Origin of the sequence: Pantoea vagans (assembly GCF_004792415.1) — a bacterium.
GTDB classification, from domain to species: Bacteria; Pseudomonadota; Gammaproteobacteria; order Enterobacterales; family Enterobacteriaceae; genus Pantoea; species Pantoea vagans.
The window spans coordinates 953,634-973,623 of the sequence record NZ_CP038853.1 but is presented as its reverse complement, the minus strand read 5'-3'; the positions used below and the strand labels follow the sequence as shown (position 1 = coordinate 973,623).

Annotated in this window: 22 protein-coding genes; 16 read left to right on the top strand and 6 right to left on the bottom strand. The window is 56.2% G+C overall.

Features of this window, described 5'->3' with window-relative positions:
* Window positions 1-34: 34 nt before the first annotated feature.
* From EGO56_RS04705 to EGO56_RS04690, 4 genes are all read left to right on the top strand, one after another.
* Complete coding sequence (locus tag EGO56_RS04705; RefSeq protein WP_135907826.1) at window positions 35-763, top strand: proteasome-type protease; 729 nt, start codon at window positions 35-37, stop codon at window positions 761-763.
* A 114-nt stretch (window positions 764-877) separates the two neighbouring features.
* Window positions 878-1,123, top strand: a complete 246-nt coding sequence (locus EGO56_RS04700) for a YmjA family protein (RefSeq protein WP_033783932.1) — start codon at window positions 878-880, stop codon at window positions 1,121-1,123.
* Window positions 1,124-1,317: 194 nt separating this feature from the next.
* Entirely contained in the window at window positions 1,318-1,806 is a 489-nt protein-coding gene (locus EGO56_RS04695) for a cold-shock protein (RefSeq protein WP_135907825.1), read from the top strand.
* A gap of 316 nt (window positions 1,807-2,122) precedes the next feature.
* Window positions 2,123-2,977 carry a PA4780 family RIO1-like protein kinase gene (locus EGO56_RS04690; RefSeq protein ID WP_135907824.1) on the top strand — a complete coding sequence of 285 codons (855 nt, stop codon included), beginning with the start codon at window positions 2,123-2,125 and terminating at the stop codon, window positions 2,975-2,977.
* Window positions 2,978-3,033: 56 nt separating this feature from the next.
* Here EGO56_RS04690 and EGO56_RS22680 read toward each other — a convergent pair whose 3' ends face one another.
* Window positions 3,034-3,081: a hypothetical protein gene (locus tag EGO56_RS22680; protein WP_370584677.1), complete on the bottom strand. Its 48-nt coding sequence runs from the start codon at window positions 3,079-3,081 to the stop codon at window positions 3,034-3,036.
* Window positions 3,082-3,130: 49 nt separating this feature from the next.
* Complete coding sequence (gene mgtA / locus EGO56_RS04685; RefSeq protein WP_135907823.1) at window positions 3,131-5,833, bottom strand: magnesium-translocating P-type ATPase; 2,703 nt, start codon at window positions 5,831-5,833, stop codon at window positions 3,131-3,133.
* A gap of 658 nt (window positions 5,834-6,491) precedes the next feature.
* Here mgtA and EGO56_RS04680 point away from each other — a divergent pair.
* From EGO56_RS04680 to speG, 6 genes are all read left to right on the top strand, one after another.
* The gene (locus EGO56_RS04680; RefSeq protein ID WP_135907822.1) at window positions 6,492-8,060 is read left to right on the top strand and encodes an ABC transporter substrate-binding protein; all 1,569 of its coding nucleotides are present in this window, start codon (window positions 6,492-6,494) and stop codon (window positions 8,058-8,060) included.
* Window positions 8,060-9,112 (top strand): ABC transporter permease, encoded by a 1,053-nt coding sequence (locus tag EGO56_RS04675; RefSeq protein ID WP_013358787.1) that lies wholly within the window; start codon window positions 8,060-8,062, stop codon window positions 9,110-9,112. Before EGO56_RS04680 ends, EGO56_RS04675 begins: the two co-directional genes overlap by 1 nt.
* Window positions 9,109-9,966: an ABC transporter permease gene (locus tag EGO56_RS04670; RefSeq protein ID WP_033733571.1), complete on the top strand. Its 858-nt coding sequence runs from the start codon at window positions 9,109-9,111 to the stop codon at window positions 9,964-9,966. The genes EGO56_RS04675 and EGO56_RS04670 overlap by 4 nt, the downstream gene beginning before the upstream one ends.
* Window positions 9,956-10,786, top strand: coding sequence for an ABC transporter ATP-binding protein (locus EGO56_RS04665; RefSeq protein WP_135907821.1), 831 nt, complete (start codon window positions 9,956-9,958; stop codon window positions 10,784-10,786). The genes EGO56_RS04670 and EGO56_RS04665 overlap by 11 nt, the downstream gene beginning before the upstream one ends.
* Complete coding sequence (locus tag EGO56_RS04660; protein ID WP_135910522.1) at window positions 10,779-11,456, top strand: ABC transporter ATP-binding protein; 678 nt, start codon at window positions 10,779-10,781, stop codon at window positions 11,454-11,456. The genes EGO56_RS04665 and EGO56_RS04660 overlap by 8 nt, the downstream gene beginning before the upstream one ends.
* Window positions 11,457-11,668: 212 nt before the next feature.
* Entirely contained in the window at window positions 11,669-12,214 is a 546-nt protein-coding gene (speG, locus tag EGO56_RS04655) for a spermidine N1-acetyltransferase (protein ID WP_003850356.1), read from the top strand.
* On the opposite strand, the gene EGO56_RS04650 is transcribed toward speG, so the two are convergent.
* From EGO56_RS04650 to EGO56_RS04635, 4 genes are all read right to left on the bottom strand, one after another.
* Window positions 12,215-12,634, bottom strand: a complete 420-nt coding sequence (locus tag EGO56_RS04650; RefSeq protein WP_003850357.1) for a hypothetical protein — start codon at window positions 12,632-12,634, stop codon at window positions 12,215-12,217.
* Window positions 12,635-12,719: 85 nt separating this feature from the next.
* Complete coding sequence (gene mmuM, locus EGO56_RS04645) at window positions 12,720-13,655, bottom strand: homocysteine S-methyltransferase (protein ID WP_135907820.1); 936 nt, start codon at window positions 13,653-13,655, stop codon at window positions 12,720-12,722.
* Window positions 13,645-15,054 (bottom strand): S-methylmethionine permease, encoded by a 1,410-nt coding sequence (mmuP, locus tag EGO56_RS04640; RefSeq protein WP_135907819.1) that lies wholly within the window; start codon window positions 15,052-15,054, stop codon window positions 13,645-13,647. The genes mmuM and mmuP overlap by 11 nt, the downstream gene beginning before the upstream one ends.
* Window positions 15,055-15,190: 136 nt before the next feature.
* Window positions 15,191-15,526 carry a DUF2002 family protein gene (locus EGO56_RS04635; RefSeq protein WP_003850360.1) on the bottom strand — a complete coding sequence of 112 codons (336 nt, stop codon included), beginning with the start codon at window positions 15,524-15,526 and terminating at the stop codon, window positions 15,191-15,193.
* A 154-nt stretch (window positions 15,527-15,680) separates the two neighbouring features.
* On the opposite strand from EGO56_RS04635, the gene EGO56_RS04630 reads away from it, so the two are divergent.
* From EGO56_RS04630 to nrdE, 6 genes are all read left to right on the top strand, one after another.
* Window positions 15,681-15,998, top strand: coding sequence for a DUF883 family protein (locus EGO56_RS04630; RefSeq protein WP_033733577.1), 318 nt, complete (start codon window positions 15,681-15,683; stop codon window positions 15,996-15,998).
* Window positions 15,999-16,221: 223 nt separating this feature from the next.
* Entirely contained in the window at window positions 16,222-16,611 is a 390-nt protein-coding gene (locus tag EGO56_RS04625; protein WP_135907818.1) for a type II toxin-antitoxin system RelE/ParE family toxin, read from the top strand.
* On the top strand, window positions 16,604-16,921 hold the full coding sequence (locus EGO56_RS04620) for a helix-turn-helix domain-containing protein (RefSeq protein WP_135907817.1): 318 nt from the start codon (window positions 16,604-16,606) through the stop codon (window positions 16,919-16,921). Before EGO56_RS04625 ends, EGO56_RS04620 begins: the two co-directional genes overlap by 8 nt.
* 294 nt (window positions 16,922-17,215) lie before the next feature.
* The gene (gene nrdH / locus EGO56_RS04615; RefSeq protein WP_033783939.1) at window positions 17,216-17,458 is read left to right on the top strand and encodes a glutaredoxin-like protein NrdH; all 243 of its coding nucleotides are present in this window, start codon (window positions 17,216-17,218) and stop codon (window positions 17,456-17,458) included.
* A 4-nt stretch (window positions 17,459-17,462) separates the two neighbouring features.
* Complete coding sequence (gene nrdI, locus EGO56_RS04610; RefSeq protein WP_135907816.1) at window positions 17,463-17,876, top strand: class Ib ribonucleoside-diphosphate reductase assembly flavoprotein NrdI; 414 nt, start codon at window positions 17,463-17,465, stop codon at window positions 17,874-17,876.
* On the top strand, window positions 17,846-19,984 hold the full coding sequence (nrdE, locus tag EGO56_RS04605) for a class 1b ribonucleoside-diphosphate reductase subunit alpha (RefSeq protein WP_135907815.1): 2,139 nt from the start codon (window positions 17,846-17,848) through the stop codon (window positions 19,982-19,984). The genes nrdI and nrdE overlap by 31 nt, the downstream gene beginning before the upstream one ends.
* The last annotated feature ends 6 nt before the right edge of the window (window positions 19,985-19,990 follow it).

Here is a 19,990-nt window from a genome sequence, read left to right as displayed (position 1 = left end):
TGGCGTGCAAATCTTTTTTTGAGGGGAGTGTGGTATGACCTATTGTGTGGCCATGCGCCTGTCATCCGGGCTGGTCTTTGCATCCGATTCACGTACCAATGCTGGCGTGGATCATATTTCCACCTTCCGTAAACTGCACGTGTTTCATCAGGACGGCGATCGTACGCTGGTGCTTCAGACCGCCGGTAATCTGGCGACCACGCAAAGTATCATCAGCTTGCTGCGATACCGCAGCAGGAATGCCGATTGTCCCAATCTGCTGAATGTATCCAGCCTCTATGAGGCCGCGTCGCTGATAGGCGAGACGGTTCGTGAGGTGATCCAGCGTGACAGTGAGGCGCAACAGAATGGCAGCACGACAGACTTCAGTTGCAACCTGCTGCTCGGCGGGCAAATCAACGGGGATGATATTGGTCTGTTCCATATTTACCCACAGGGTAATTTCATCGAAGCCACCCGCGATACGCCCTATTTCCAGATTGGTGAAAGCAAGTACGGCAAACCGATTATTGACCGGGTGCTGCACTACGACATGTCTCTGGAGCAGGCGATGCAATGCGCGCTGATTTCACTGGATTCGACCCTGCGCAGCAATCTGTCCGTTGGTCTGCCGCTCGACGTGATGATCTACCCGTGTGATAGCTTCAGCGATGCCCGGCAATACCGCATTACCGAAGACCACCCGTACTTCACGACTATCCGAAAAGGCTGGGGAGAGGGTTTAGTCAGCACCTTCAGACAGCTACCGCCACTGGTTCTCTAGTCAGAACCGGGCATCCTGTTCCCCTTTACAGCCCCAACCTAAACACGAAATAATACCTCCACAAGCCGGGTCAGAATCCGGTCGCTACTTACTTTCAACTCTGCGGATCCCCTTATGAATAACGAAATTTCTCTCAAATATTATGATGTCGCAGATGAGTACGCGACGGAGGCGGCTAAGCCGGTCAGCGAAGCAGAGCGTACTCCGCTGGCGCATTACTTCCAGCTGCTGATTACCCGTCTGATGAATAACGAAGAGATCAGTGAAGAGTCGCAGCAGGATATGGCGCGCGAAGCGGGTATCGATGAGCAGCGTATTGATGATATCGCCGAGTTCCTGAACCGCTGGGGCAATGAGTAAGAGATACGCACCGGCAGACGAGCATTGCGCCGTCCGCCGGTTAACCTTTCTGACTACCGCATTCACCTCCGCGTCGGGCATCCGCCCCAGCCTCTTGCCCGGCCGTAAATTATCATCCAGACTTATATAGTCTGCGCAGGCATTGTGTTTTACACTGCGCGCTGTAAAAAACTGAGTAGATTAAGCAGGCAGAAATGGCGATGAACGGAACGATCACAACCTGGTTTGAAGATAAAGGTTTTGGCTTTATCAAAGATGAAAACGGTGATAACCGCTATTTTCATGTGATTAAAGTCGCCAATCCTGATCTGATTAAGAAAGATGCGGCGGTGACATTCGAACCCACCACCAACAACAAAGGCTTGTCCGCCTATGCGGTGAAAGTCGCGCCAACCAGCAAATATATCTATATCGCAGGCGAGCGGCTGAAGATCACTTCGATTAAATCTTACCTGGTTTACAACGAAGAAGTCCCGGTTGATGCGGGTGTCGATAAAGAGAACGCGGTGCTCTCAGTGGGCCTGTTGCTGAATAATATCCGTCCGAAGTCTGACCCGAACGCCAGTGAGATGCGCTCGCTGAAAAAGCTGGCGGTGACCACTTTCCAGGGAACGACGCTGATCTTCTCCGAAGATGAGATCGACATCGAAAGCACGGTTAAAGTGCTTAAAGGCCTGAAGTAATCCCGCAGGCAGGCCGGGATTCTTTGAGCAGGATTTCGGCCTTTATGCCCGCATCCGCCTGCTATTCAGGCACATCACTCTGACATGATGCTGCCCGGTGCCGTGAAAAAGCGAATCTCTGGCAGATAAAACCGCCCTGCTCTCCCGCCTAATCCGTTGTTTATGATAAAACAAAGGTCAAAAGCGCAACGCATCAAGGTTCATCCCCACAACGCGTCTTTCCAGGGTAGAATCAGATACTTTGTTCAGTCATTGCCAATGTTTTCCATCATCGCAAAGTGATACGAAAAGCGGGTGAAATAAGGTATAAAGCCGCATGAAAATCCCAAACAGAATCCAGCCCCTGGTCGATGACGGCCTCATTGACGATGTGCTGCAGCGGCTGAAAAGCGGCAAAGAAGCAGACGTCTATACCGTGCTTTGCAGCGGTAAAGTGCAGTGCGCCAAAGTTTATAAAGAAGCGACCCAGCGTAGCTTCAAGCAGGCGGTGCAGTATCAGGAAGGACGTAAAACCCGCAACAGCCGTAACGCCCGCGCCATGCAGAAAGGCACGAAGTTTGGCCGTAAGCAGCAGGAGGAGTCCTGGCAGACTGCCGAAGTAGACGCCCTGTTCCGCCTGGCGAACGCCGGTGTTCGCGTGCCTCAGCCTTATCTCTGCATTGACGGCGTGTTACTGATGGAGCTGGTGACCGACGCCAATGGCTCTGTCGCGCCGCGCCTCAGCGACGTCACGCTCTCCGAAGAGGAGGCGATTACCGACTTCCACACCATGATCCGCAACATCGTGCGTATGCTCTGTGCCGGTATCGTCCATGGTGACTTATCCGAGTTCAACGTGCTGCTGGACGATCAGGGCCCGGTGATTATCGACCTGCCACAGGCGGTCGATGCGGCAGCCAATAACCATGCTGAGTCGATGTTCGAACGTGACGTAGACAACATCACCTCCTACTACGGTCAGTTTGCTCCGGCGCTGCTGAAGACGCGCTATGCCAAAGAGATCTGGCAACTGTATGAAGATGGCAAACTGACTCCTGAAACACCGCTGACCGGACAGTTTGTCGAAGAAGAGCGCGTGGTGGATATGGATTCGCTGATGGATGAGATCATCACCGCAGAAGATGAATACTACGAACGCCAGCGCGCCAGCCGTGAGCGCGACGAAGATTAGAAAAAAGGCAGCGAGTTGCCTCGCTGCCTCTTAACTATCGCACTATTACAATCCTTTCATCTAACGATGACCGTCAGCGCAATCAGAGTTAAGCCGATGATCATCACGCCGACAAATACCGTATCGAGCCTGCCTTTTTTCATCTTTGCCTCCCTAGAACCACTGACCAAACCGACGGATATAGAAACGTTTCATGCCCTGCGCCACCAGGCAGTAGCTGAACAGCGTCAGCACCAGCCACGGGAAATATTGCCATGGCAGCGGCACCAGACCCACCATCGCACCCAGCGGTGAGAACGGGATCAGGATGCCCAGCGCCATCACCGCCAGCGTGGTCAGCATCACCGGTAAAGTGGCACGACTCTGGATAAACGGAATCTTCCGGGTACGCAGCATATGTACCACCAGCGTCTGTGACAGCAGTCCCTCGATAAACCAGCCAGACTGGAACAGCGACTGCACGCCTGCATGGTTAGCGCCGAAAACGAACCACATCAGCGCAAAGGTGGTGACGTCAAAAATTGATGACGTCGGGCCCATCCACAGCATGAAGCGTTTAATGTTGCCGGCATCCCATTTACGCGGCTTATTCAGAAACTCACGGTCAACCTTGTCCCAGGGAAGCGCCAGCTGGGAAACGTCATACATCAGGTTCTGAATCAGCAGATGAATCGACAGCATCGGCAGAAACGGAATAAAGGCACTGGCCACCAGCAGCGAGAACACGTTGCCGAAGTTGGAGCTGGCGGTCATGTTGAGATACTTGATGATGTTGCCAAAGGTCTCGCGTCCTTTGAGTACCCCCTCATTCAGCACCTGAAGATCTTTCTCCAGCAGGATGATGTCCGATGAGGCTTTCGCCACATCCGCCGCACTGTCCACGGAAATACCGGTGTCAGCCGCCCGCAGGGCAGGCGCGTCATTGATACCATCGCCGAGGAATCCGACAGTGTGACCGTTCTGCTGCATCAGCCGCACCAGACGTGATTTCTGCAGCGGCGTCAGCTGGGCAAACAGGGTGCAGCGCTCCGCTTCCAGTGCCAGTTCATCATCGTTCATCGCCTCAATCTGATCGCCGGTCAGCATGGCCGGATCGGTCAGCCCGACATCGGCACAGACCCGCAGCGTCACCAGAGGATTGTCACCGGTCAGCACTTTCACCGTTACACCACTGTCGCGCAGGGCTTTAATCGCCTTACCGGCACTGGCTTTTGGTGGATCGCGGAAGGTCAGCATGCCCTGGATAACCAGATCGCGCTCATCACTGTCGCTGAGCGGCGCGTGCAGCTCGCCATCACGGGTTGCCACCAGCAGCACGCGATAGCCCTGCTGATGATAGCGTTCGGTCTGCGCCAGCAGGGCCGCACGCTGTGCCGCATCCAGTGCAACGATCGCATCACCCTGCCGCACGGCAACGCTGACTGCCAGCATCTCTTCAACTGCGCCTTTGCAGATCAGATGCGAGCGATGCTGAGTCAGATCCTCCACCAGCACCGACACCCGACGGCGGGTAAAATCAAACGGCAGCTCATCAACCAGCTGATACTGGCTGCGCTGAGTCTGTGAAATGACTTTATCGCCTGCGCAGAGCACGGCGCGATCCATCAGGTTTTTTGCGCCACTCTGGCTGCCACTGTTAAGCCAGGCCAGCAGCAGCACCTGCTCATCTTCACTGCCCTGCGCATCCAGATGATGCGCCAGCAGGATAGTGTCCTGGGTCAGCGTGCCGGTTTTATCGGTGCAGAGCACATCCATCGCGCCCAGGTTCTGAATGGCGTTGAGCTTTTTGACGATCACTTTACGCCGGGACATCGCAATGGCGCCTTTGGCCAGATTAGCGCTGACAATCATCGGCAGCATTTCCGGGGTCAGCCCGACCGCAACCGCCAGGGCGAACAGCGTGGCATCCATCCAGTCCCCTTTGGTGAAGCCGTTAATCAGCAGCACCACCGGGACCATCACCAGCATAAAGCGGATCAGCAGTTTACTGACGCTGTTCACCCCACGGTCAAACGCGGTCTGTGGACGACTTCCGGTCAGCGATGAGGCCAGTGAACCAAACCAGGTTTCGCCTCCGGTCGCGACGACGACGGCGCTGGCTGTGCCGCTGGCCACGCTGGTGCCCATCAGGCAGATGTTCGGTGACGCCAGCAGCTCCTGAGCGGTCTGATCTTCGGCATCAACACCCGCATCGCTGCTGTGTTTTTCAACCGGCAGCGATTCTCCGGTCAGCACCGCTTCACTGATAAACAGATTACGTGAGCTCAGCAGACGCACATCGGCAGGCACCTGATCGCCAGTGCTGAGCAGAATAATGTCGCCCGGCACCAGCTCACTCATATCCACATCCTGGCGCTGCGCGGTTTCACTCCCCGCCTCGCGCCGCAGCACGGTGACCTGGCTGCGAACCAGTGACTGCAGCGCCTGCGCGGCACGGTTGGTCCGAAACTCCTGCCAGAAGCGCAGCAGCCCGCTCAGCATCACCATGGTGCAGATGATGATGACGCCGGAGAGATCGGTCTCCTGACCGGCGCGCAGCGGCAATATATAGTCGGTAAAGAAGCTCACCAGCGCCAGGACCAGCAGGACGTAGATAAATGGGTTATTAAACGCCATCAGCAGCTGAATCAGCGCCGGTGGTGCTTTCTCATGTGCCACTTCATTGCGGCCATACAGATCCAGTCGTTTCGCCGCTTCAGCCTGAGTCAGACCCTGACGCTGACTGCGCAGGTTCGCCAGCGTCATCTCAACGTGCTGGCCTGCCTGCTGTGCGACAGCAAATATTTTTTTACTTTTTTTATCGTTACGGTTGCCGGATGAGGTGATCGCAACCTGTTCCAGTTTCATGTCGCTCATTTCGACATCTCCCTGATTTAAAGCAATAGTTGTCCTGCACGCAAAATAAGGTGCATGGATAAAACCTGGCATGGCCGGGTTATTTTATGAGGCGACCTTCAGGAATAATGACGTTATTCCGCCTGCGTGAAAAATAATGACGCGCGCAGGATGACGTAACGCCTGTTAAGCGCTGTGTTTTAAAGGTCTGATATCGGCGTTCGGGCGCAGCCTGAGCTACGCCAGTCGGGGTGGAGGAAAAAGGGCTAGGATAAACAACAGCATAACGTGCACTCCTGTAGCTGGCAGGATTAAAAACAAGGAGCGCGATCGTTAATTAAAGCGGGGATCGCTGCTCGCCGGTTGGCAAGCAGCAGAGAAAATTCAGCTTGCCAGAATTAAAATTAATCTAGGGTGACTGTCCAACTGAATTCTCCTGAAGTTATTTGCCGCTATTATAGAGAGAGGAATATTAGGGTAAAGCGATTCAGGAATAAATAACCGCTTCGTTGAGGATTTGTTTCTGCTCAGGTTGCCGCTTCGGTAACAACATGGCGATCTTCTTATAACCACAACCTAACACTTATAACCTTTTGGCATATGGTTAGCCTATATTCGACTATTCTTCGCATCGGCCCTTTCGTAAACTCGCGTAACTTTTTAGAGGCAAGGAAATTTCATGAAAACTATAATTCCATCACTGCTGGCGCTGACGCTGGCTGCCGTCTTCACAGCACAGGCCGCAACACCAAAAGATACGCTGGTGATTGCCCAATCTACCGACGACGCCGACAGCTTCGACCCGGCCAAAGGGTTTGAACTGACCAGCGTCCAGGCTTTTACGAATATCTATCAGCGTCTGGTTCAGTCTGATCCGCAGAATCCGGTGGACCTGAAGCCCACACTGGCGACCTCATGGCAGCCCGGCAGCGACAACCGCAGCCTGACCTTTGAACTGCGCAAAGATGCGAAATTCTCCACCGGCAATCCGCTGCGTCCGGAAGATGTGATCTTCTCGCTGGGCCGCGTGGTGAAACTGAACCTCGATCCCTCTTTCATCCTGACGCAGCTCGGCTGGACCAAAGATAACGTCGATGGCTTCCTGAAAAAAGTCGACGACAATCATGTGCAGATCAGCTGGACCGCCAACGTCAGCCCGACCTACGTGCTGAGCCTGCTCTCTGCGCCGGTCTCGTCCATTGTCGATGAAAAAACGGCGATGGCGAACGCGAAGAACGGCGACTTCGGTAACGCCTGGCTGGCAACCCACTCCGCGGGCAGCGGTCCGTATCAGATTCGCAAAGTGGTGATGCATCAGGTGGTACTGCTCAGCGCCAACCCGACTTCACCGGCGGGTGCGCCAAAAATGAAGAACATCCTGATCAAAAACGTACCGGAACCGGCTGCGCGTCGTCTGCTGCTGGAACAGGGTGATGCCGATATCGCCCGTAACCTGGGTGCCGATCAGATTGCTGCCCTGAACGGCAAACCTGGCGTGAAGACAGAAGCGATTCCGATGGCGTCGCTCTACTACATCCAGTTCAACATCGGCGCGAATGAGACGATGAAGAACCCGGCCTTCTGGGAAGCGGCACGCTACCTGTGGGACTACAAAGGCATTGCTAATGAGCTGCTGAAAGGTCAGTTCGACGTGCATCAGAGCTTCCTGCCTAAAGGCTTCCTGGGCGCGATCAACGACACGCCATACAGCTACGATCCGGAAAAAGCCAAAGCGATTCTGAAGAAAGCGGGCCTGAACAACGTCACCTTCAAGCTTTCCACCAGCAACCAGCCGCCTTATCTGGATATTGCTCAGGCGCTGCAGGGCAGCTTCGCCAAAGCGGGCGTGAAAGTGGAAGTGGTACCGGGCCTGAGCTCCGAAGTCTCAACCAACGTGAAAGCGCATAAATATGAAGCGACGCTGAACGCCTGGGGCTCCGACTATTTCGATCCGAACACCAACGCCGCCTCGTTTGCTTACAACCCGGAAGATGGCAGCAAAACCATCGCCTTCCGTTCAGACTGGCACATTCCTGAGCTGAACAAGCAGGTGATTGCGGCAACGGCGGAAAGCGATCCGAAGAAGCGCATCGCGCTGTATGAAGCGATGCAGCGTGAAGTGATGAAGAACTCCCCTTACGTAATTGGCATGCAGGCGAAGAACCTGATCGCCCTGCGCGACAACCTGAAAGGCTATGTGCAGGGCATTAACCCTGACATGGTGTATTACTCGCAGGTCACTAAGTAATGGCACAGTCTGTTCCTTCAGCCGGGTTCGCCCGGCTTTTTTGGCAGCGTGGCGGACGGCTGATCGGTAGCGTGTTGTCGCTGCTGGTCACGCTGCTTGGCCTGCTCGCCTTCACCTTTATGCTGTCGCATCTCTCGCCGATTGATCCGGTGCAGCAGATCGCTGGCGATCACGCCAGTGAAGCGACCTATCAACAGGTGCGTCACGACCTGGGGCTCGACCAGCCGGTGCTGATGCAGTTCTGGCGCTACATCGAACATCTGGCGCAGGGCGATCTGGGTGTCTCACGTCTGACCAATCAGTCAGTAAGTGGCGATCTGATGACCACCTTCCCCGCCACCATTGAGCTGGCGACCTGCGCGATGATCTTCGCGGTGGTGTTCGGCGTCACGCTGGCGCTGCTGGCGGCGTGGAAACCGGGCAGCTGGATCGATAACCTCGCCCGCTTTATCTCGCTGCTGGGCTACTCGGTGCCGGTGTTCTGGCTCGGCCTGCTGGGCCTGTTGCTCTTTTATGCAGTGCTGCACTGGTCTGCCGGACCGGGACGGCTGGATGATATCTGGGTCTACACCCTGGAGCCGAAGACCGGCTTTGTGCTGATCGACAGCTGGCTGTCCGGTGAACCGGAGATGTTCCGCAACGCGATTGCGCACCTCTGGCTGCCGGTGGTGATCCTCGGCCTGCTGGCGATGGCGGGCATTACCCGCCTGCTGCGTGCTGCGCTGCTGGAAGAGAGCAGCAAAGAGTATGTGGTGCTGGCACGTGCCAAAGGCGCGGGTCGGGTTCGCATCCTGCTGCGCCACATCTTCCCTAACGTGCTGGGCACGCTGGTTACGGTCATCGCCCTCTCCTACGCCACTCTGCTGGAAGGTTCGGTGCTGACCGAAACCGTCTTCGCCTGGCCGGGTGTGGGTCGCTACATGACCAATGCGCTGTTCTCCGGCGATGTGCCGGCGATTCTGGGCTCCACCCTGTTGATCGGCAGCTGCTTTATTCTAATTAACGCCCTGGCGGATGTTTTAACCTGGTTAACCGATCCGAGAACCCGATGACGCAACAACTCTCTGAACTCGAAACGCTGCGACCACGCCGTCGCCGTCAACGCGTGACCTCATTAACCGTTGGGCTGACGCTGGTGGCGATTCTTATCCTGATGGCGCTGCTGGCACCGCTGATTGCGCCATTCGATCCGAATATGCAGACCATGTCGAGCCGTCTGCTGGCACCGTCGGCGCAGCACTGGTTTGGCACCGACGGCTTTGGCCGCGATCTGCTGTCGCGCGTGATTTACGGCGCACGTCCTACGCTGCTGCTGGTGTCGCTGATTCTGGTGCTGACCATTCCGGCCGGGCTGCTGATCGGCATCACCGCCGGTTACGTTGGCGGCTGGACCGAACGCCTGCTGATGCGCATTACCGATATCTTCCTGTCGCTGCCGAACCTGGTGATCGCGCTGGCGCTGGTGGCGATTCTCGGCCCTGGCCTGATGAATGGTGCGCTGGCACTGGCGCTGACCAGCTGGCCGCCGTTTGCCCGTCAGGCGCGCGCTGAAACGCTGGCACTGCGCCGCAGCGACTACCTTGCCGCTGCGCGCATGCAGGGCATTACGGGCTTTCGCCTGATGTTCGGTCATATCCTGCCGCTCTGTATGCCGACAGCGGTGGTTCGCGCCGCGCTGAGCCTGGGCGGGATTATCCTGGCCGCGGCCGGTCTCGGCTTCCTCGGCATGGGTGTTCAGCCGCCGACGGCGGAATGGGGTTCAATGGTCGCCGAAGGCAGTAAAGTGATCTTCGATCAGTGGTGGGTTGCCGCCGCCCCAGGCGCGGCCATTCTGTTTGCCAGCCTGGCCTTTAACCTGACAGGCGATGGCCTGCGCGACCGACTGGATACCCGTCATGCAAAATAATCTGCTCCATGCCGAAGGGCTGACCATTCGCAGCGATGATGCGCTGCTGGTCGATAACATCAGCTTTTCCGTGGGTCGCGAGCGCGTGGCGCTGGTGGGTGAGTCCGGTTCCGGCAAGTCCCTCACTGCCCGCAGCCTGATGGGCTTGCTCTCGCCCGCGCTGCATCTGCAGGCCAGCCAGCTTCAGGTGGCCGGTGAGAATGTGCTGACGCTGAGTGAGCGCCACTGGAACCAGCTGCGCGGTAACCGCGTGGCGATGGTGATGCAGGACCCAAAGTATGCCCTCACCCCGACGCGCACCATTGGCTGGCAGGTGGAAGAGCCGCTGATCCTGCATCGCCGTCTGAGCCGTGCCGAGCGCAAAGAGAAGGTGTGCGAGATGCTGGATGCGGTCGGCCTGCCCGATCCGCGTCGTCTGATGCAGCACTATCCGCATCAGCTCTCAGGCGGCATGGGCCAGCGTGTGATGCTGGCGATCGCACTGATCACCGATCCGGACTTCCTGATCGCCGATGAACCAACCTCCGCGCTGGATCACGCCATGCGCGATCAGGTGCTGGCGCTGATCCGCGGTCTGGTGGAAGCGCGCAACATGGGTCTGCTACTGATCAGCCATGATTTGCAGCAGGTCTCGGAACATTGCGAGCGGGTGATGGTCATGTACAAAGGCCGGTTGCTGGATACGCTGCCCGCCGCCGATCTGCCGCGCGCGACCCATCCCTATACCCGCACGCTGTGGGCCTGCCGTCCTGGCAAAGCGACTCACGGCCAGGCTTTACCTGTGCTGGATCGCGCTGCGCTGGAGGCGAATGATGATTAAGCTTAAGGATTTAAGCGTCGCCCACAAACAGGGTTACGAGCTGCGCACCGTGGTGCACGAGGTTAGTCTGGAGGTTAACGCTGGCGAGTGTTTTGGTCTGGTGGGGCCTTCAGGCTGCGGCAAGTCGTCGCTGCTGTGGGTGCTGGCAGGTCTCAATCCACACTGGCAGGGCCAGATGCAGCTTGCCGGTCACGAGGTTCAGCCGGACAAAGCCTTTACCGGCGCACTGCGTCAGGAAGTGCAGATGGTGTTTCAGGATCCTTATGCCTCGCTGCATCCACGTCACCGCCTGCGCCGCACGCTGGCGGAGCCGCTGAAGCTGCTGAAACGCGACAATATCAACGAACGTATCGATCAGGGTTTTCGTCACGTCGGACTCGATCCTGCGCTGGCAGATCGCTATCCGCATCAGCTCTCCGGCGGTCAGCGTCAGCGCGTCGCTATCGTGCGTGCCCTGCTGCTGCAGCCGAAGATCCTGCTGCTGGATGAGCCGACGTCAGCGCTCGATATGTCGGTACAGGCCGAGATCCTTAATCTGCTCAACGATCTGAAACGGCAGGATGGTCTGACCATGGTGCTGGTCAGCCACGATCCCGACGTTATCGATCACATGTGCGATCGCGCCGTGCGTATGGCGCAGGGCCGCATCATCGAGCAGATCTCTGCCTGAACTCAGGCCGGACGGCGTTCACCTGCCGTCCGGCGCTATTGTTTTCTCCCGCCTGTCTTAACACGCCTCTATGCCCGCCGTTAACCTCTCTTCTCCCCTGCCGGAACGGTGCACTGTCCGCTGAAGCCAGCAAAGGTATGCGTCTGAGCAAATCGCAGCGCCAGGCTGATGCGGTATACTCGCCGCAGTTTCTTTTAAAAAGGAGTCAGGTAATGACGGTAAAACTGCGTCCGCTGGAGCGGGAAGATCTGCACTTTGTCCATCAACTGGATAACAACGCCAGCGTAATGCGCTACTGGTTCGAGGAGCCTTATGAGGCGTTTGTGGAGCTGTCCGATCTCTACAACAAGCACATTCACGATCAGACCGAACGCCGCTTTGTGGTGGAGCACAGCGGGCAGAAAGCGGGATTAGTGGAACTGGTCGAGATTAACCATGTGCACCGCCGCGCTGAGTTTCAGATCATTATCGATCCGGCGCATCAGGGCAAAGGGCTGGCCACGCAGGCAGCAAAGCTGGCGATGGATTACGGCTTCTCAGTGCTGAATCTTTATAAGCTCTACCTGATTGTCGATCAGGAGAACGAAAAAGCGATCCACATCTACACCAAGCTCGGCTTCGAGATTGAAGGCGTGCTTAAGCATGAGTTTTTCATTAACGGGGAGTACCGCAACACCATCCGCATGTGCATTTTCCAGCATCAGTATCTGGAACGCCATAAAACGCCAGGCGGAATGGTGAAGCCGACCGCACAGTAATCAGCCGCGCGCGCCAACCGGGTTCATAAAGGGACGCGGATGCTCCGGCTTGAGGTCGTACATGCCGCCATAGAAGGGATCGACCAGCAGCCAGCCGGGGAATCCACCCAGCGGAATGTTGCCCAGCAGATACCAGAGGTTAGCGCGCGCCTCGATCGGCACCGTAACCGGCACATAGCCCGGACTTTCCAGCATCAGCAGGTAGTGCTTTTTGCCGAAGTAGCGGCCGGTGGATTTGGCCAGTTCAACGGTCTGCGGCGTGAAACCCTGCGCCACTGCATAGCCACGCTCATCCTGCACGGTAAAGCGCGCGCCCTGCGGCAGAGAGTCGATGCGCACCATCTGGGTTTCAGTGCCGACAATGGTGGCACAGCCGCTAAGCAGCAGCGCGGCGGCCAGAGCCAGAATTCGCTGTTTCATGAAGGGGTCCACAGAGTGATCAGTGATCAGAGTGTAGACCGCCCTCTTCATCTCAATCGGGCTATCATCGCCCGATTCAGCCAGCTTATTGCGGTTGACAAGCGCGGGCGATAGCCGCGATGTCGTTGGGAGAGGTACGGCAGCAACCGCCAATCAGCTTCGCGCCCGCCTGTTGCCACTCGTCCAGCTTGTCATGCAGCGTGCAGCCCGAGGGCGCTGAATGCCAGGTTTTGCTGTCAGCATCATACTGCTCGCCGGAGTTGGGATAGACCACCAGCGGTTTGTCGGTCAGCTTCTGCAACTGCTGCAGCGCAGGCGTCACGCTCTCAAGTGCCACGCAGTTGATCCCAATGGCCACCACCTGTGGCTGCTGATTCAGCCAGCTCACCACCTCTGACAGCGGCGTGCCGTCGCTGATGTGTCCGGCGTCACGCAGGGTAAACGTGAACCAGGCGCGGCTTTCAGGAAATTCAGCCAGCAGCTTCACCAGCGCCTGCGCTTCAGCAAAGGAAGGCAGGGTTTCACAGGCCAGCAGATCGGCACCCGCCGCCAGCAGCGCCTGCACGCGCGGGCGGTGAAACGCCATCATCTCCGCTTCCGGCAACGCGTAGTCGCCGCGATATTCCGAACCATCCGCCAGGAAGGCACCATATGGCCCCACCGATCCCGCCACCAGCAGCGTTTTCGCATCGGGCCGTACCGCCAGGTAATCGTGACGGGCGCGGCGCGCCAGTTCGACGCTCTGGGCGATCAACGCCAGTGACTGCGCCTCATCGAGACCGCGTGTGGCAAAGCCCTGCGGCGTCGCCTGGTAGCTGGCAGTGATGGCACAGCGCGCCCCGGCAACAAAATAGTCGTAGTGAACCTGGTAGATCAGCTCAGGATTTTCCATCAGTACTTTCGCTGACCAGAGCGCATCGGCCAGATGGCAGCCGCGGGCTTCCAGCTCGGTGGCCAGCGCGCCATCCAGAATCAGCGGAGACGACTCCGTTAAAGCCTGCGCGACAGGGTTATGCGACATCTTTGGCCTCCTCAGGCTTCGGGGATGATTTGTGGGTCAGATGGTAAGCGGCGTAGCAGAACAGCACAAACGGGATGCCACACCACAGCGCAATGCGCTGGGTCGGATCAAATGCCAGCCCGACACAGGCCAGCAGGCAGAGCAGAAAGCCCAGAATCGGCGTCAGCGGATAGAGCGGCGCACGGTAGCCCAGCTCGGCCAGCGATTTGCCCTGCTGAAGATGACGGCGACGGAAAACAAAATGCGAGGCGCAGATGCTGAGCCAGACCGCGACCACCGCAAAGCCGGAGATGGCCGACAGCGCCACAAATACCGTGTCCGGTGCGACCACGCTGGAGACCAGCGCCAGTAATCCACCGATCATGCTGACGGTGATGGCCAGCAGGGGCACGCCGCGCTTGTTGACGCTGGCAAAGGCGCGCGGCAACGTGTTTTCATTAGCCAGCGACCAGAGCATGCGCCCGGAAGCATAAAGGCCCGAGTTGGCCGCAGAGAGGATAGCGGTCAGGATCACAAAGTTAATGATGTCAGCCGCATAGGGAATGCCGATCTTTTCAAACACCAGCACAAACGGACTTTTCACAATCCCCGCCTGATCCATCGGAATCAGCGCCGCCAGCACAAATACGGTGCCGATAAAGAAAATAATCAGTCGGGCCACCGTCGTGCGGATCGCCAGCGGCAGCACTTTCTCCGGCTGCTGAGTTTCACCGGCAGCAATCCCGATCAGCTCAGTGCCGGAAAAGGCGAAGTTTACTGCCACCATGGTCATCAGAATCGGCAGTACACCATTGGGCAGCCAGCCGTGCGCGGTGAGATTGCTCAGGCCCGGCGCTGGGGTGCCATCTTTCATCGGGATAAAGCCAAACATTGCCGCGCCGCCCAGCACGATAAAGGCGACAATCGTGACGACTTTTATCAGCGAGAACCAGAACTCTCCTTCCGCGAAGAAGCGGGTTGAGATGACGTTGAGCAGATAGATGGCGCAGCAGAAGACCAGGCACCAGATCCACACTGGGATCTGCGGGAACCAGTACTGCATACAGAAGCCCGCCGCCGTCAGGCTGGAGCCAAGCGCCACCGTCCAGGTCAGCCAGTAGAGCCAGGCCACGGTGTAGCCGGTTGCCGGGCTGAGATAACGCGCGGCGTAGACGTGGAACGCGCCGGTTTCCGGCATCGCTACGGAGAGTTCGCCCAGGCAGACCATCACCAGCCAGACCACCAGCGCGCCAATCAGATAGGCGAGCAGCGTTCCCGCCGCGCCGGTAGTTGAAATGATATAGCCGGTGTTAAAAAACAGGCCGGTGCCGATCACACCGCCCAGCGATAACATCACCAGATGGCGTACTTTCATGGTGCGTTTAAATTTTTCCTGCGAGGGAGTTGGCTGTTCGCTCATCACTTTTATCCGTATGGACGTCTAAACATCTATAAGGGACAAATTTATACGCGTCACAGCCGGTAATTGCAACGGCAGGGTAAACAGGGAGGATGGTCAGGGGGTTCAGTGCCCCGTCGCGGCGGGGCCTGATGCGTTAGCCGAAAACGCTTTGAATATAGCGTTCCAGCGCCATGCGGGAACTGAATCCGTGCGGGATGCCGTAATGTTCCTGTGAATCACCCGCCAGGTAGAGAGGGAATTGGGTGTAGTGATCGCAGGTCTTCATTTCTGAAGCAGGTTCAGCGAACGGCTGGCTCTTCTCTTTCAGCGTCGGGTGAATCACTAAAGCCATGCGCCCCATGCGCGCTTCGCGATTCACATAAACGTAGTTTTCACCACGGCGATAGCCATAGGCTCGTGGGGTAATTTCATCGACTTCGAAACCCGCTTTTTCCAGTACGCGCGCTACCTCATCTGGTCGTAAATACATGCTCGATCCTCTCCTCTTTCAAAAGCTTCGCAACCTTACATCAGCATGACAGAGTGGGCATTCGGAATTTTCCCTAAAGAACACTCCCGCGTCTCGTTTATCAAAAAGGTCGTCTACACTAGTATTACGTTTTTAAATCAAAGGGAGCTAAAAAATGTTTAATCGCACTGTAAAAAACGATGACATTGATATCAATCAGGATGTGAATGAGCTGGCCGATTCACTCGAAGCGCTGTTGAAATCTTATGGCAGTGACGCCAAAGACGAAGTGGACTCTGCCCGCAGTCAGGCAGAAAAACTGCTGAAGCAGACCCGCTCTAAACTGAACGGTGGCAGCAACCGCGTATCTCAGGTTGCACGTGATGCCGGTGCACAGGTTGATACCTACGTGCATGACAAACCATGGCACGGTGTAGGTGTCGGTGCCGCGTTTGGTATCGTAGTCGGTATACTGCTGGCTTCACGCCGCTAAGTACAAAAAATCCCCCGAGCCCTGCCCCGTGCGGGGCTTTTTTTTGCGCGTAATCAAGCGCGATCACCGTACATCCTCCCTCTGAAGCCGGAATACTGGCGTACTTATGTAAGCTAATTGCCAACCTGGTCTGAACAATGCGCCGCACTAAAGTCGATGGATTGCAACGACCCGTAACCATGACTATAGTAGTGATTACAGGTATTAAAACGGACTTTATACTATGGGAATTTATTTAACGCCTGACTTTGATGATGATCGTAGAAAAGCGCGGATTACAAACGGGATGTTGTGTAAAACCGCCGGAGACATTTTTCGAGGTCTGTCAGGTGATCCTCTGGGAAAGTTTACCTATAAAAAAAGGATGGGCTTGCCTGGTGTTAGTGCCCGTGATGGAGCGCGTGCAATCGTTTTTTTTAACGATGGTGAAAATATTTTTTTCTTTGATATGTACCTTAAAAGTGAGCTTTCAAAGAAAAAAGGAAAGGAACTTGAGGATGATGAAATCGATGCTTACTGTAAAATCGCATCCGATTTCATAAGTATGGGTCAGGAGTTGATAGATGTCCTTCTGATCAAAAATGATTTGATAGAGGTAGTTTGTGATGACTGAAAGACTCAAACGCATACAGGGTATGGCTAAGCGTTATAACGAATTGGGCGTTGTTAAAGATGAAACTCTTACAGCAATTAATGCTGCTGTTGCCGCCCGTACTATCCCTGCAATCAGGACAATGACCGGCAGTGAGATCAGAGAGGTTCGTGTACGCTATCACATGTCGCAGGCTGCACTGGCTATCACTACTGGGATGTCAGTAGAGAGTGTATCGAAGTGGGAACGGGGTGAGAGTAAGCCCAACAATGCCGCGATGCGCATCATTAATATCATTGATGCCAAAGGTCCCCAGGTCTTTATGACTTAGAGAGATTGAAGTAAAAGTTAGCCAGATTGAAAAAGCCTTTTTGCCCTTTTTCCGGCCTGCGACATTTACAAAAGAATTTTCCAGGCGGCAGGGCGCATCCCTGCTGGCTTTGCCTCTGTTGCGCAAATGCAAATCATAAAACCCTATATCTGGTGGGCTTGACCCCTCAAACCACTACATCTAGTATTTAACTCATCAGCACGACACCATATACCCGCCCGAATGAAGGCCGCAACAGGCTTCATCAGCTTTATTTCCGGGCATCAGAACCGCACACAGAGGGAAATACGAATCATGCGCATTATTATTTACACTAAAGATAACTGTGTCCAGTGTACGGCGACCAAAAATGCGATGGACCGTCAGGGTCTCGCCTATCAGCTCATCAATCTCGACAGCCAGCCGGATGCGATTGATAACCTGAAAACACTGGGTTACCGCCAGGTACCGGTCGTGATGGCAGATAACGATCACTGGAGCGGCTTCCGCCCGGACAAGATCGCCACGCTGCGCCAGCTTGCCGCTGTCGGAGGCTAACCACATGTTCCTGCTGGTCTATTTTTCCAGCCAGTCGGAAAACACCCACCGGTTTGTGACACGCCTCGGCCTGCCCGCCCGGCGCATCCCGCTGGATGCCCGGGAGACGCTGCATATCGACCAGCCCTATATTCTGGTGGTGCCCAGCTATGGCGGTGGCAGCAGTCGCGGTGCGGTGCCCCGTCAGGTGATTCAGTTTCTTAATGATGAAGCGAACCGGCGCGGTATTCGTGGCGTGATCGCGGCCGGCAACCGTAACTTCGGTGCCGGTTACTGCCTGGCGGGCAGCATCATTGCAAAAAAATGTCAGGTTCCCTGCCTCTACCGCTTCGAGCTGATGGGAACGCCTGACGATATTGCGAAAGTTAAAGCGGGAGTAACCCAATTTTGGCAACAACAGATACCCTCAACGGCGTGACGCTCGATTATCACGCCCTCAATGCCATGCTGAACCTCTATGACGCGGAGGGCCGCATCCAGTTCGACAAGGATCGCGAAGCGACACGTCAGTTTTATCTGCAGCATGTACAGCCCAATACGGTTTCCTTCGCCAGCAACGCTGAGCGTTTACGCTATCTGGTGGCAGAGAGCTATTACGAAGCGGACATGCTGAACCAGTACGACTTTGACTTCCTGCTTGCGCTACATGAGGTGGCGGAGAACCGGGGATTTGAGTTCAAAACCTTTCTCGGTGCCTGGAAGTACTACACCAGCTATACGCTGAAGACCTTTGACGGCAAACGCTATCTGGAAACTTTCGAACAGCGCGCCTGCATGGTGGCGCTGACGCTGGCTCAGGGCGATGAAACGCTGGCGCGGGCGCTGCTGGAGGAGATCCTCAGCGGCCGTTTCCAGCCTGCCACACCCACCTTTCTGAACTGCGGCAAGCAGCAGCGCGGTGAGCTGGTCTCCTGCTTCCTGCTGCGTATCGAAGACAACATGGAGTCGATTGGTCGCGCCGTGAACTCGGCACTGCAGCTGTCAAAACGGGGCGGCGGCGTCGCCTTTTTACTGTCCAATCTGCGAGAGTCCGGTGCGCCGATCAAGCGCATAGAAAATCAGTCATCGGGCGTGATCCCGGTGATGAAAATGCTGGAAGATGCCTTCTCTTATGCGAATCAGCTTGGCGCACGTCAGGGCGCTGGCGCGGTGTGGCTCAATGCGCACCATCCCGATATTTTCCGCTTTCTGGATACCAAACGCGAAAACGCCGACGAAAAGATCCGCATCAAAACCCTGTCGCTGGGCGTGGTGATCCCCGATATCACTTTCCAGCTGGCGAAAGAGAATAAACCGATGGCGCTGTTCTCGCCCTACGACGTGGAGCGGATCTACGGTCAGGCCTTTGGTGATATCAGCATCAGCGAAAAGTATGACGAGATGCTGGCGGACGATCGCATCCGCAAAACCTATATTCAGCCGCGTGATTTTTTCCAGACGCTGGCCGAAATTCAGTTTGAGTCGGGCTATCCCTACATCATGTATGAGGACAGCGTGAACCGCAGCAACCCGATTGCCGGTCGCATCAATATGAGCAACCTCTGCTCTGAGATTCTGCAGGTAAACAGCGCCAGCGAGTACAACGACGATCTCAGCTATCGCCGCGTCGGCAAAGATATCTCCTGTAATCTCGGCTCGCTGAATATCGCACACGCCATGGATTCGCGCGATCTGGCGCGCACCGTGGATGTGGCCGTTCGCGCCCTGACGTCGGTGTCGATGATGAGCGAGATCGGCTCGGTGCCTTCCATCGCCGAAAGCAATCGCCGCTCGCACGCCATTGGCCTGGGTCAGATGAACCTGCACGGCTATCTGGCGCGTGAAGGCATCGCCTACGGTTCGCCGGAAGCGCTGGATTTCACCAATCTCTACTTCTATTGCATCACCTACTATGCGCTGCGCACCTCTAATCAGCTGGCGCAGGAGCATCAGCAGACTTTCGACGGCTTTGCGGATTCGGACTACGCCAGCGGCGTTTATTTCGATAAGTATCTGCAGCGCGCGTGGCTGCCGCGTACTGAACGGGTAGCTCAACTGTTTGCCGATGCCGGACTGACGCTGCCCACGCAGGCAGAGTGGCAGACGCTGCGTGATGCGGTGATGCAGCACGGGTTGTTTAATCAGAACCTGCAGGCGATCCCGCCGACCGGTTCGATTTCCTACATCAACCACGCCACCTCCAGCATCCATCCGATTGTCTCCCCTATCGAGATCCGCAAAGAGGGCAAAACCGGCCGCGTCTACTATCCCGCGCCATTTATGACCAATGAGAATCTTTACCTCTATCAGGATGCGTATCAGATTGGGCCGGAAGCGATTATTGATACCTACGCAGAAGCAACGCAGCACGTCGATCAGGGACTGTCGCTGACGCTGTTCTTCCGCGATGACGTCACCACCCGTGACATCAACAAAGCGCAGATTTACGCGTGGAAAAAAGGGATCAAAACGCTCTATTACATTCGACTGCGTCAGATGGCGCTTCAGGGCACGGAGGTTCAGGGCTGCGTCTCATGCTCCCTGTAATGAACA

Bases quoted from the DNA above. Each gene is read 5' to 3' on its own strand.
- EGO56_RS04705 (WP_135907826.1), top strand. From the start codon at position 35: ATGACCTATTGTGTGGCCATGCGCCTGTCATCCGGGCTGGTCTTTGCA.
- EGO56_RS04700 (WP_033783932.1), top strand. From the start codon at position 878: ATGAATAACGAAATTTCTCTCAAATATTATGATGTCGCAGATGAGTAC.
- EGO56_RS04695 (WP_135907825.1), top strand. From the start codon at position 1,318: ATGGCGATGAACGGAACGATCACAACCTGGTTTGAAGATAAAGGTTTT.
- EGO56_RS04690 (WP_135907824.1), top strand. From the start codon at position 2,123: ATGAAAATCCCAAACAGAATCCAGCCCCTGGTCGATGACGGCCTCATT.
- mgtA (WP_135907823.1), bottom strand. From the start codon at position 5,833: ATGAGCGACATGAAACTGGAACAGGTTGCGATCACCTCATCCGGCAAC.
- EGO56_RS04680 (WP_135907822.1), top strand. From the start codon at position 6,492: ATGAAAACTATAATTCCATCACTGCTGGCGCTGACGCTGGCTGCCGTC.
- EGO56_RS04675 (WP_013358787.1), top strand. From the start codon at position 8,060: ATGGCACAGTCTGTTCCTTCAGCCGGGTTCGCCCGGCTTTTTTGGCAG.
- EGO56_RS04670 (WP_033733571.1), top strand. From the start codon at position 9,109: ATGACGCAACAACTCTCTGAACTCGAAACGCTGCGACCACGCCGTCGC.
- EGO56_RS04665 (WP_135907821.1), top strand. From the start codon at position 9,956: ATGCAAAATAATCTGCTCCATGCCGAAGGGCTGACCATTCGCAGCGAT.
- EGO56_RS04660 (WP_135910522.1), top strand. From the start codon at position 10,779: ATGATTAAGCTTAAGGATTTAAGCGTCGCCCACAAACAGGGTTACGAG.
- speG (WP_003850356.1), top strand. From the start codon at position 11,669: ATGACGGTAAAACTGCGTCCGCTGGAGCGGGAAGATCTGCACTTTGTC.
- EGO56_RS04650 (WP_003850357.1), bottom strand. From the start codon at position 12,634: ATGAAACAGCGAATTCTGGCTCTGGCCGCCGCGCTGCTGCTTAGCGGC.
- mmuM (WP_135907820.1), bottom strand. From the start codon at position 13,655: ATGTCGCATAACCCTGTCGCGCAGGCTTTAACGGAGTCGTCTCCGCTG.
- mmuP (WP_135907819.1), bottom strand. From the start codon at position 15,054: ATGAGCGAACAGCCAACTCCCTCGCAGGAAAAATTTAAACGCACCATG.
- EGO56_RS04635 (WP_003850360.1), bottom strand. From the start codon at position 15,526: ATGTATTTACGACCAGATGAGGTAGCGCGCGTACTGGAAAAAGCGGGT.
- EGO56_RS04630 (WP_033733577.1), top strand. From the start codon at position 15,681: ATGTTTAATCGCACTGTAAAAAACGATGACATTGATATCAATCAGGAT.
- EGO56_RS04625 (WP_135907818.1), top strand. From the start codon at position 16,222: ATGGGAATTTATTTAACGCCTGACTTTGATGATGATCGTAGAAAAGCG.
- EGO56_RS04620 (WP_135907817.1), top strand. From the start codon at position 16,604: ATGACTGAAAGACTCAAACGCATACAGGGTATGGCTAAGCGTTATAAC.
- nrdH (WP_033783939.1), top strand. From the start codon at position 17,216: ATGCGCATTATTATTTACACTAAAGATAACTGTGTCCAGTGTACGGCG.
- nrdI (WP_135907816.1), top strand. From the start codon at position 17,463: ATGTTCCTGCTGGTCTATTTTTCCAGCCAGTCGGAAAACACCCACCGG.